Annotated in this window: 11 protein-coding genes and 1 other RNA gene; 6 read left to right on the top strand and 6 right to left on the bottom strand. The window is 45.2% G+C overall.

The features are described from left to right. Nucleotides 1-123 precede the first annotated feature (123 nt). Genes AB4209_RS02395 through AB4209_RS02385 form a run of 3 tightly spaced genes read right to left on the bottom strand, consistent with a single transcriptional unit; the run spans nt 124 to nt 3137 of the window. A complete protein-coding gene (locus tag AB4209_RS02395) occupies nt 124-1347 on the bottom strand; it encodes an FAD-dependent 2-octaprenylphenol hydroxylase (RefSeq protein ID WP_372054668.1) in 1224 nt (407 codons plus the stop codon). Between the two features lie 11 nt (nt 1348-1358). Then, nucleotides 1359-2537: a 2-octaprenyl-6-methoxyphenyl hydroxylase gene (ubiH, locus tag AB4209_RS02390; protein WP_372054670.1), complete on the bottom strand. Its 1179-nt coding sequence runs from the start codon at nt 2535-2537 to the stop codon at nt 1359-1361. A 24-nt stretch (nt 2538-2561) separates the two neighbouring features. Beyond that, a complete protein-coding gene (locus tag AB4209_RS02385; protein WP_017070457.1) occupies nt 2562-3137 on the bottom strand; it encodes a YecA family protein in 576 nt (191 codons plus the stop codon). A 308-nt stretch (nt 3138-3445) separates the two neighbouring features. On the opposite strand from AB4209_RS02385, the gene zapA reads away from it, so the two are divergent. The 5 genes from zapA (at nt 3446) to serA (ending at nt 6827) form a co-directional block, all read left to right on the top strand. Beyond that, entirely contained in the window at nt 3446-3754 is a 309-nt protein-coding gene (gene zapA, locus AB4209_RS02380) for a cell division protein ZapA (RefSeq protein ID WP_004735366.1), read from the top strand. A gap of 11 nt (nt 3755-3765) precedes the next feature. Continuing rightward, nucleotides 3766-3949: non-coding RNA, 6S RNA (gene ssrS, locus AB4209_RS02375), on the top strand. Between the two features lie 6 nt (nt 3950-3955). Next, the gene (locus tag AB4209_RS02370) at nt 3956-4555 is read left to right on the top strand and encodes a 5-formyltetrahydrofolate cyclo-ligase (protein WP_372054666.1); all 600 of its coding nucleotides are present in this window, start codon (nt 3956-3958) and stop codon (nt 4553-4555) included. 124 nt (nt 4556-4679) lie between these two features. After that, nucleotides 4680-5336, top strand: a complete 657-nt coding sequence (gene rpiA / locus AB4209_RS02365) for a ribose-5-phosphate isomerase RpiA (RefSeq protein ID WP_017059057.1) — start codon at nt 4680-4682, stop codon at nt 5334-5336. Nucleotides 5337-5597: 261 nt separating this feature from the next. After that, nucleotides 5598-6827 carry a phosphoglycerate dehydrogenase gene (serA, locus tag AB4209_RS02360; protein ID WP_372054664.1) on the top strand — a complete coding sequence of 410 codons (1230 nt, stop codon included), beginning with the start codon at nt 5598-5600 and terminating at the stop codon, nt 6825-6827. A 118-nt stretch (nt 6828-6945) separates the two neighbouring features. Here the strand turns inward: serA and AB4209_RS02355 are convergent, their stop codons facing one another. After that, nucleotides 6946-7659, bottom strand: a complete 714-nt coding sequence (locus AB4209_RS02355) for an oxidative stress defense protein (RefSeq protein ID WP_017068705.1) — start codon at nt 7657-7659, stop codon at nt 6946-6948. A gap of 111 nt (nt 7660-7770) precedes the next feature. Next, nucleotides 7771-8667, bottom strand: coding sequence for a LysR family transcriptional regulator ArgP (locus AB4209_RS02350; RefSeq protein WP_017068706.1), 897 nt, complete (start codon nt 8665-8667; stop codon nt 7771-7773). A 142-nt stretch (nt 8668-8809) separates the two neighbouring features. Between AB4209_RS02350 and AB4209_RS02345 the strand changes: the two genes are divergently transcribed. Further along, the gene (locus AB4209_RS02345) at nt 8810-9439 is read left to right on the top strand and encodes a LysE/ArgO family amino acid transporter (protein WP_017059061.1); all 630 of its coding nucleotides are present in this window, start codon (nt 8810-8812) and stop codon (nt 9437-9439) included. 96 nt (nt 9440-9535) lie between these two features. Here AB4209_RS02345 and mscS read toward each other — a convergent pair whose 3' ends face one another. Next, the gene (mscS, locus tag AB4209_RS02340) at nt 9536-10402 is read right to left on the bottom strand and encodes a small-conductance mechanosensitive channel MscS (RefSeq protein WP_017063201.1); all 867 of its coding nucleotides are present in this window, start codon (nt 10400-10402) and stop codon (nt 9536-9538) included. Nucleotides 10403-10524: the final 122 nt, after the last annotated feature.

Below are 10524 nucleotides of genomic sequence, written 5' to 3'. Positions count from 1 at the left end.
ACGCCATGCTCGGCGCACAAACAAAAAGGGTTGGCATAATGCCAACCCTTTTTCGTGTTCGTGATGTCGTCAATTGCTATCAACGTTAGCTACTGACCATCAACAGCAATCCATCTCACGCGACTATCGGTGTGCTACGGGGCGCTTAGCTAAGTCAGGAAGATTGCCAGACAAACCCAGTGCGCGCTTCATGATCTCATCTTTCGCACCCGGTAATTGGCCCGCTAGCTTCATACCAATACCACGAATCAGCTTCTTAGCTGGGTTATCGCCTTCAAACAGATCTTTGAAGCCCTGCATTGAAGCAATCATTTTCGCCGCCTCTGCTTTTCTCCAGCGCTCATAGCCGCGAAGATTACGCTTGGTGCCAATATCCTCACCCGCAGACCATAGCTTTAACAGCTCTTGCGCTAAGCTTGCTGCGTCTAATAAGCCAAGGTTTACACCCTGCCCTGCTAATGGGTGAATGGTATGAGCAGCATCACCAACCAAAGCCACACGCTCTACCGCAAAGTCACGCGCATAACGCATGCGCAGTGGGAAAGCAAAACGGTCACCAACCACTTCGCACAATCCAAGCTTCGAGTCGAACTCTGCCGTTAGCTGCTTATTAAAATCAACATCCGACATGGATACCAGCTTCTCGGCACGATTTGGTTCCGTAGACCAAACAATCGAGCTCATGTTGCTTGGTTGCATTGGTAGGAATGCCAATGGGCCTTGAGGCGTGAAGATTTGACGAGCAACGCTGTGGTGCGGCTCTGTGGTTTTGATGTTCGCGACAATCGCACTGTGTCCGTAATCCCAATGTGTTAATGGGATATCTTGCTGCTTACGAACCCAAGAGTTTGCGCCGTCTGCTCCAACAACTAACTTAGCTGTCAGTGCTTGACCATTGTCCAATGTTAACCAAGCTTCACTTTCACCAATCGCCATCGTTTTACACGTTGCGGGCATATACAGGCTGACGTTGTCTTGTTTCTTAACCTGATCAAGCAGCGCTAATTGAATCACACGGTTTTCAACGATATGACCAAGATTAGGCTGAGCCAAGCGTGTCGAGTCAAACTCAATACGAGCGAAACTGTCTTGTTCCCACACTTCCATCGCTTGATACGGTGCAGCGCGTCTTTGTTCGATACCTTGCCATGCACCTAGGTTACGAAGAATCACTTCACTAGAACGACTCAACGCGGATACACGCACATCAGGCAGCTCACTCAGCCCTTCACTAGGCGCTCTGCCTTCAATGACAGCGATTCTTAGGTCACTGTCTTTTAGGGCAGCAGCAAGCGCTAGGCCAACCATGCCACCACCAACAATCGCGATATCAACACTTTGCATCATTATTTATTACCTTATCTTTCTACTAGGCCAAGCGTATGACGCAAAAGTGGACCTTTAAGTGGTGGAAGGTTATCTATTACGGCTAACCCAAGATTACGCCCAATGCGAGCGGTCATATAATCGTTTGAGAACAGGTGAACTAGGCTTGAAGTCAACGTGATCATTGCGTCTCGGTCTTGTTCTCTACGCTTTCTAAAGTTAACAAGACCACGGTAACGACCTACATCATCTAACTGGGTACACAACTCTTCTGCCAAGGAAGCCACATCTCGGATGCCTAGGTTAAAGCCTTGCCCCGCAATTGGGTGAAGCGTTTGAGCAGCATTACCAACAATGGCAAATCGATGAGAGATATTTTGCTGTCGGTGACGAAGAATCAGAGGGTAACTCGCGCGCTTGCCGACCTTCTCTAATCGGCCAAGTCGCCAGCCAAAGTCATTCTGCAATTGCTCAAGAAATTCATTGTCGTTTAGCGTCATCACTTTTTGTGCTTGCTCTGGTGTTAAACACCAAACCAACGATAAACGGTTGTCACTCATCGGTAATAGAGCAACTGGCCCATGATGGGTAAAACGCTCAAATGCGCGACCTTGGTGAGGTTCACTCGCCACAATATTGGCAATCACAGCGACTTGCTCAAAGTCGTGCTCACTCAATGAGATATTGAGCTGTTGGCAACAGGTTGAGATTGCACCGTCAGCAGCAACCAGTAACTTAGTGGTTACTGTTTGCCCACTTGTCAGTTCAATCGTCGTCAACGCTTCTTCACGTTCAACTTTACTAACAGACTCAGGACAAAGCATGGTAATTGCCGCTTCTGATTCAAGTTTCTGCTGATAGATTCGACCCACATCTGCTAACTCGACCACGTAGCCAAGCGCATCTACAGCAAGCTCTTCACTGTAGATGTCTGTCATTCCGGCATGCCCGCGATCCGAAACATGAATATCTTTAATCGGGGTCGCGACCGGAGCGATAGATTGCCATAAGCGCAAAGAATCCAGGATCTGCACCGTGCCATAGGACAAAGCAATCGAACGAGAATCAAACCCAGGGTGAGCTTGATGATCAACCTGATAAGGCTCCACTACCGCAATCGACAGTGAACCTTGGCTTAGGTGATTCAAAGCAAGGGCTAAGGTTGCCCCTGCCATTGCGCCACCAGCAATTACAACATCATACTGAGCCATCATAACCTCAAACCGGCCAACGAATTAATGAATGGTAGGCGCCGCATCTTCAGATGGGCGAGCACCAAATTCAGCATGAATCGTTAGTGCACACGCTTTTACGTGCTCAATAACGTGCTCTAGAAGCTGCGCTTGCTCTTCCAGATCATCTTCTTCGTCAATGCCTAGCTTAGCCATCTCTTCTAGATCAGCTAATGCTTCTTTTGTACTGTCAGACGCTTTGTTCAATTGAGCGCCAACCAAGCCTAGACCAGAAATGAAATGGTTAATCCAATCAGACACACCATCAGCCAAGTCAAATAGGCTTGCGCTTGCGTCTTCGTCAGGCAGCAACATAGACAATTCCATACCCGAACCTGTGATTTCACTGGTCGTTACTTTCAGTGTCGCTTCCGCTAGCGTTAATGCGCGATCTGGCCAACCCATGCCTTCATTGGTGTAATCGAAGATCAGTGGTTGCCAGCTTTTATCTGCAAGGCTTAAGCCTCCGCTTAACATACCCGTTAATAAACCGTGCATCTCAGCAGGGGTTACGGCTAGACTTGCCGATTGAAGTTCAGTCGCAACCGTTAGGTAGTCAGGTAAAGTAGTTTCGCTCATCAGATAGCTCGCTCAGTTATTCTTTATATCGATAGTATAATCGTACCACTTCACCCCAATTCTGGTAAGCATCGATCCCCAGCAATTGAAGGATGACTGACTACCAATTGTTCAATTTGCTGAATTACTGTGTGCTCAAGCTCTCATTTACAAACAGTCACTCTGAAAAGCTTGAATCTTAATAGCGGTTTACCTATAGTTTCTCCCTCAGAGGAGATTGCTTCCTCATCGGTACTTGCACTTTTTCTTTCTCAAAAAATGGCGAAGGGCAACAGCCTTAAAATAGCGCGTTAAAGAGTTCATCCATCATGAGTAATCAAGCGGTAGACGTTGAAATATTAGGAAAACTGACTCGAGTGAATTGTCCACCAGGGCAAGAAGAGTCATTGATTGCAGCGGCGGCCGATCTTGATAATCGATTGAAAGAGATGGCTGAACGTACTAAGGTAACCAATGAAGTGAAGCTGCTGACTATCGCAGCTCTGAATATTTGCTACGAATTACAAACCAAGAAGTTTGAAGCAAATGATGAACAAAACGCACTGACCGAGCGAATGGAACAGCTCACGACATCACTTTCAGATGTCCTCAGTAAAGTTAAGCACGGACAGCAATAGCGTACACAAAATTTACCCTGGAGTGTTTGTCAGAGGATTCACGTCCCCGAGCCGATAAGCAATCCCTAAGGGTTAGTACTTGAGTGCTATTGAGCATGCTCGGCCCGACCGAGAAGCCTACGGTAATCATTGCTGATCCGCCTTGAACTCGCTGGTTCAAGGGCCATCTATTCTCAACGGCACTTTGGGGTATCCCTTCTTATGAAGACGCTCACACGCAGCGAATTTCGCAAACAGATCCGTATCAAACGCAATACCTTATCTGGCGACCAACAAACTCAATCCGGTATCGACTTAGTTAAGCAGTGCATGCAGCTTGATGAAATTCAGTCTGCTCAGCATATTGCCCTCTATATCTCTATCGATGGCGAACTCGATACTCAGCCTTTAATCGAATGGTTATGGGCGCAAGGTAAGCAAACTTATTTACCAGTATTGCACCCCTTCTCTGCCGGGCACCTGCTGTTTTTACACTACTCGCCAACCACACCGACGGTCTTGAATAAGTACGGTATTGTCGAACCTCAGCTCAATCAAATGCTGGTTAAACCTTGTCAGCAACTCGACCTTATTCTTACGCCCCTTGTCGGCTTTGACTCCCATGGCCATCGTTTAGGTATGGGCGGCGGATATTACGATCGCACCTTGGCAAAGTGGTTCGAGACGGGCGAAGGTGCAGCTCCTATTGGTTTGGCTCATGATTGCCAACATGTTGATACGCTACCGATTGAAGAATGGGACATTCCGTTACCTAAAATCGTGACTCCGAGTAAAACTTGGCAATGGGAAAACAACCATTAAAGCGCTATAATCGCGCCGCAAACGTTAACCTCGATATAGAAACGTTAACTCAATATCTAAACGTTAACTTCATCATTACGCAAACGATCAATTCAAAGCGCAAGACCTTATTCAGGAGAATGGCATGACTCAAGATGAAATGAAAAAAGCAGCTGGCTGGGCAGCACTTCAATATGTTGAAGAAGGCAGCATTGTAGGTGTAGGTACTGGCTCTACAGTAAATCACTTCATCGACGCACTAGGCACAATGAAAGACAAAATCAAAGGTGCGGTTTCAAGCTCTGTTGCTTCAACGCAGCGACTAGAAGAGCTAGAGATCAAAGTGTATGAGTGTAACGATGTCGCTAAGCTAGACATCTATGTTGATGGCGCAGATGAAATCAACCCAACTCGCGATATGATCAAAGGCGGCGGCGCTGCTTTGACTCGTGAAAAAATCGTAGCGGCTATCTCTGATAAGTTTGTGTGTATTGTTGACGGTACTAAAGCAGTTGATGTGTTGGGTAAATTCCCACTGCCTGTTGAAGTAATCCCAATGGCACGTTCATACGTGGCACGTGAGTTGGTTAAGCTTGGTGGTGACCCAGTTTACCGCGAAGGCTGCACAACCGATAACGGCAACGTGATCCTAGATGTGTACGGCATGGCGATCGAAAACCCGAAACAACTAGAAGATATCATCAATGGTATAGCTGGTGTGGTGACGGTTGGTCTGTTCGCTCACCGTGGTGCTGATGTGGTTATCACCGGCACGCCTGAAGGTGCAAAAATCGAAGAATAAATAATAGAAGATTGAGTTTTTCTGTTACTTCATTACATACGGTGCCCTAGGGCGCCGTTTTTTTTGCTTTATTGCTGTAAAATTATGTCTTATTCCGTAATTTTCTTACCCAAAACATTTTTTTTTTGTTACTTTATTGTTCAGAAGACGCACAGGGAAATCGTTTGTCTCCTAACAAAGTGGTGAATTTGTTCCCCTTTCAGCCATTTTGTAGCACGTGCGCCGCATTTGCCCAACCTTTCCATTTTAAGGACGAGAACAATGGCCAAAGTTTCACTGGAAAAAGAAAAAATTAAAATTCTACTTCTAGAAGGTCTTCACCCTTCTTCTGTAGAAGTACTGCAAGCCGCTGGTTACACAAACATTGAGTACCACAAAGGCTCGCTACCGGAAGATGAACTTCTTGAAGCAGTAAAAGATGCTCATTTCATTGGTATTCGTTCTCGCACTAATATCTCCCAAGAAGTTATTGATGCAGCTGAAAAGCTGGTTGCCGTCGGTTGTTTCTGTATTGGTACTAACCAAGTCAACCTTCAAGCAGCAGCAAAACGCGGTATCCCTGTGTTCAACGCACCGTTCTCAAACACTCGAAGCGTTGCTGAGCTCGTTCTTGGTCAGGTTCTATTGCTACTACGTGGCATTCCAGAAAAGAACGCGCTTGCACACCGTGGCATCTGGAAAAAGAGTGCCGACAACTCTTACGAAGCCCGTGGTAAGCGTTTAGGTATTATTGGCTACGGTCACATCGGTACTCAACTGGGTATTATTGCTGAAAACCTTGGCATGCGTGTTTACTTCTACGACATTGAAAACAAACTGTCTCTGGGTAACGCAACGCAAGTTCATACCATGACGGAATTACTGAACAAGTGTGACGTAATCTCTTTGCATGTACCTGAAACCAACGAAACAAAAGACATGATGGGTAAAGAAGAGTTCGAGCGCATGAAGCCTGGTTCTATCTTTATCAACGCAGCTCGTGGCACGGTAGTCGATATTCCTGCTCTGTGTGGCGCTCTGGAGTCTGGACACCTTGCAGGTGCGGCTATTGATGTTTTCCCAACAGAACCAAAAACCAATGCAGACCCGTTTGAGTCTCCATTAATGCAGTTCGATAACGTGATCCTAACGCCTCACGTGGGTGGTTCAACTCAAGAAGCACAAGAGAACATTGGTGTTGAAGTTGCTGGTAAGCTAGCGAAATACTCTGATAACGGCTCTACGCTATCAAGTGTTAACTTCCCTGAGGTATCACTACCACTGCATACTGGAACGTCTCGTTTATTACACATTCACGAAAACCGCCCAGGCATCCTAACTCAGATCAACACCATCTTCGCTGAGGAAGGGATTAACATTGCAGGTCAGTACTTACAAACTGCAGCAGATATGGGTTATGTGGTTATCGACGTGGAAGCGAATCGTTCAGAAGAAGCTCTGCTTAAACTGAAAGAGATCGAAGGCACAATTCGTGCTCGTCTACTTCACTAATCATCGAATTAGATCATAAGTAAAATAGAAAAGGCTCTCGTAATGAGAGCCTTTTTAGTACTTGGCCTACTGTAGGTAAATAGATCATGATGATCTAATCCCTCCTGAGGTATGTTCACTACTCTTCTAGTTGGTAGATCACATTCACTCGATCACGAATGGTGATCGTTGAGTCTTCATAAGAGTTCGATTCTGTTCTTGCATCCATCGCCATTGAACGCATGAGTACTGGCTGAGAAGATTGGGCGTTGTAATCCACGCGCCATACATCACCTAACTCGCGCTCAAAACCACTCGCCAATGATTTAGCTTTTGATGTCGCATCTTTAATGGCTTCTAAGCGCGCTTGCTCTTGATACTTAGCTTGGTCGCGAACTTGCAGTTGGATGTTGTCGATCTGATTAATGCCTTCTCCAATCGCAATATCCATGTACTCATTAAGATTAGCTAGCTCAGTCACTTGAACGGTCACATTACGTGAGGCGCGGTAGCCAACCAGTTCCGGTTTGCCATCTTTCGGGTAATGATATTGAGGAGATAAATACAGGTTAGAGCTGTGTACACTCGCCTCATCGACACCAGCTTGATGTAGCTTGTTTAGAAAGCCTGTCACGACTTTATCAACGGTATTTTTAGCCTGTTCAGCAGTCATCGTCGATTCCACGACTCTCACAGAGAATGTCGCCATATCAGGTGTAGCGATCACTTCACCATAGCCTGTCGTTGAAATATGAGGAAAGGATGGAGAGTCAGCCAATGATGGAAAACTCACAGCACTCAACGCCGCAGTAAGAGTAAGAGACGTTGCTAACATCTTTGGTACAAGCTTCATTAGGTATGACCTATGCTAAACAAATGTCCTTTCATCATAGAGCAATTTATCGTTTAGCCAATCCAGAGCACACACTTCTAACAGAACTTTGACGCTGAAAAAACCAACAGTTTACTGAGGTAAGTGATTGTGAGCAAAACTCAATATTGCTTGGGATACCTCTTTTAATACTCCGCTCTCAAGCTGCCAATGGTGCCAATAGATGCGATAAGAGAGCAGAAAGCCAGGGGTAATATCAATCAGAGCACCAGACTCGAGCTCATCGATAATCTGTAATCGGGGGATCAAGCAATAGGCTACACCCGATAATGCCAAGCGCACAAATGCTTCTGAACTGCCGACTGTATGATTGATCACACTGTCTCTCGGGACGTTAAAATGATCATGCAGAAACTTCTTATGCAGATCATCGTATTGATCATAGGAAACCGCAGGTGCTTTGCTTAAGGTGGCGTAGTTTACGCCCTCTGCAAAGTAACGCTGATGAAAGTCAGGGCTAGCCACGCACACATAATCCATCCTACCGAGATAGTCAGCACTGCAGCCAGGAATCGCTTGAGACTCCAAACTGATTGCACCGGCCACCTCGCCACTTTTAATCTTTTCAATGGTTCTCGACTCACCATGAATCGCGAGGTTCAACTCGACTTGGCGAGACTTAATCACATCCGACAAAGCTGGTAGCAACCATGTCGCCAAACTATCAGCGTTGGTGGCTATGGATATCGATAGTGGTTGATTACCCTCTTCATTCATCAACTCAGGCACAAGCTCGTGCTCTAACAAACGAACACGGCGATATAAGCCCAGTAGTTTTTTACCCGCAGGCGTTGGCCTAGGCGGGCTTTCTCTCACCAAGGCTGGCTGAGCCAACCACTTTTCCAGCTGTTTGATGCGTTGAGATACCGCCGACTGGGAGATATATAACTGCTCAGCAGCCCTTTCGAAGCTACGTTGTTTTACTACAGCATCCAGTGCTTCAATCCATTTATAATCCAATCCGCGCATCAATTTGCTTCCTTTTTAAGCTAACTCATCACCACATTAGCAACTCTAATAATGGATTAAAATCATTAATTATACTTATTTAAAGGGTCAGAGTATCTTCGCCATATAGCACGTAAATATCGTTAAATAAGTGGAGGTTAAAATGAGTTTTTGGGTTTTATTACAAGGTTTTGGTCTAGGGGCAAGTATGATTATCCCTATTGGCGCTCAGAATGCGTACGTCCTAAATCAAGGGATAAAACGCAATCATCATTTAACGACAGCAACGATTTGTAGCCTGCTCGATACTCTGTTTATCTCATTAGGCATTTTTGGCGGCGGAGCGATCTTGTCGCAAAATGAATTACTGCTTACCTCAGTGACACTAGGTGGCATCGCTTTTCTGACTGTGTATGGTTTGCTCTCACTACGCAGTGCATTCAAAGTGCGCACCAGTGATGAGTCGAAAGGTGAGATATTAGCGCGTGGCAAGCGCACCGTTATTTTAGGGGCATTGGCAGTAACAGTATTAAACCCACATCTCTATTTGGATACCGTGGTAATTCTTGGATCCATTGGTGGGCAATTTGAAGGCAACGACAGAATTGCATTTGCTATGGGGACTATATTGGCTTCGTTCGTCTGGTTCTATTCTTTGTCATTAGGCGCTGCAAAACTAGGCCCGACGCTATCTAAACCTAAGGTTAAGAAAGGCATTGATATCGCAGTCGCAACCATGATGTTCGCCATAGCAACGGTGCTTACCGATGGACTTATTGAGCAATACTGGTAAATCTATTTAGCTTCATGAAACCAACAAAAAAGGCGGATAACCTAAGTTATCCGCCTTTCCTTATAAAAGCTTATAGTTATAAAAACTAACTAGGAATTAAGCTTCTACTTTATTCATGTGTACATCCATTTGCGGGAATGGAATTTCGATACCCTCGTTATCCAAGCCTTCTTTGATTGCTTGCATCAGGTCGAAATAAACATTCCAGTAGTCAGCAGTGCTAACCCATGGACGAACAACGAAGTTAACTGAAGAATCAGCAAGCGTATGAACACCAACTTGAACGCCAGGTTCTTTCAGTACACGCTCATCAGATTCACAGATCTTAGTCAGTAGCGCTTTTGTCTTCTGAAGATCAGCGTTGTAAGAAACACCAATCATTAGATCAATACGGCGCGTCGCATGACGAGAATAGTTTGTGATTGGGCTGCCGATAACGCTACCGTTAGGTACTACAACCATTTTGTTGTCTGGCGTTGTTAGAACCGTTTGGAAGATTTGAATAGAATCAACTGAACCTGCCACACCACCAATTTCCACATAGTCACCAGACTTAAATGGACGGAATGCAACGATAAGTACACCAGCAGCAAAGTTAGATAGTGAGCCTTGTAGTGCAAGACCAACGGCTAAACCAGCCGCACCAATAACAGCAACTACAGATGCCGTTTGAACACCTAAACGACCAAGTGCAGCAATTAAAACAATCACAAACAACAAGTAACGAACTAAACCATGGACGAACTCCACAACTGCTCGGTCCATTTTCTTCTTCTGAAGAACCTTAGACACGCTATTCGCTACTGCTTTAACAATAAGGTTACCAATAAATAGAATTATCAGTGCTGAAATGATATTTACGCCATATTGGATAAATAAATCTGAATTATTTGTTAACCACTGCTCTGCTTGAGACAAACCATCCACAAGTGGAGTCTCAATCGCTGTCGAACTATCAGCCATAATGTGCATCCTCTATATAATATGCTATGGGCTAAACTGCCTTAAGCCTCATTTACTCTGCAATATAATAAACAGTGTAATTACCGTTAAGTCATTGTGTTAAAAGTAAATTAAAGCCAAGT

The sequence above is a fragment of the Vibrio sp. 10N.286.48.C11 genome (genome assembly GCF_041469805.1).
GTDB lineage: Bacteria > Pseudomonadota > Gammaproteobacteria > Enterobacterales > Vibrionaceae > Vibrio > Vibrio crassostreae_C.
Note: the sequence above shows the minus strand (reverse complement) of the source record. Positions and strands in the feature narration are given on the sequence as shown.

What these genes read in the sequence shown, in the direction of transcription:
- AB4209_RS02350 (WP_017068706.1), bottom strand. Translation starts at nt 8,667, where the DNA reads ATGCGCGGATTGGATTATAAATGGATTGAAGCACTGGATGCTGTAGTA.
- mscS (WP_017063201.1), bottom strand. Translation starts at nt 10,402, where the DNA reads ATGGCTGATAGTTCGACAGCGATTGAGACTCCACTTGTGGATGGTTTG.
- AB4209_RS02385 (WP_017070457.1), bottom strand. Translation starts at nt 3,137, where the DNA reads ATGAGCGAAACTACTTTACCTGACTACCTAACGGTTGCGACTGAACTT.
- AB4209_RS02395 (WP_372054668.1), bottom strand. Translation starts at nt 1,347, where the DNA reads ATGATGCAAAGTGTTGATATCGCGATTGTTGGTGGTGGCATGGTTGGC.
- ubiH (WP_372054670.1), bottom strand. Translation starts at nt 2,537, where the DNA reads ATGGCTCAGTATGATGTTGTAATTGCTGGTGGCGCAATGGCAGGGGCA.
- AB4209_RS02345 (WP_017059061.1), top strand. Translation starts at nt 8,810, where the DNA reads ATGAGTTTTTGGGTTTTATTACAAGGTTTTGGTCTAGGGGCAAGTATG.
- AB4209_RS02355 (WP_017068705.1), bottom strand. Translation starts at nt 7,659, where the DNA reads ATGAAGCTTGTACCAAAGATGTTAGCAACGTCTCTTACTCTTACTGCG.
- serA (WP_372054664.1), top strand. Translation starts at nt 5,598, where the DNA reads ATGGCCAAAGTTTCACTGGAAAAAGAAAAAATTAAAATTCTACTTCTA.
- AB4209_RS02370 (WP_372054666.1), top strand. Translation starts at nt 3,956, where the DNA reads ATGAAGACGCTCACACGCAGCGAATTTCGCAAACAGATCCGTATCAAA.
- rpiA (WP_017059057.1), top strand. Translation starts at nt 4,680, where the DNA reads ATGACTCAAGATGAAATGAAAAAAGCAGCTGGCTGGGCAGCACTTCAA.
- zapA (WP_004735366.1), top strand. Translation starts at nt 3,446, where the DNA reads ATGAGTAATCAAGCGGTAGACGTTGAAATATTAGGAAAACTGACTCGA.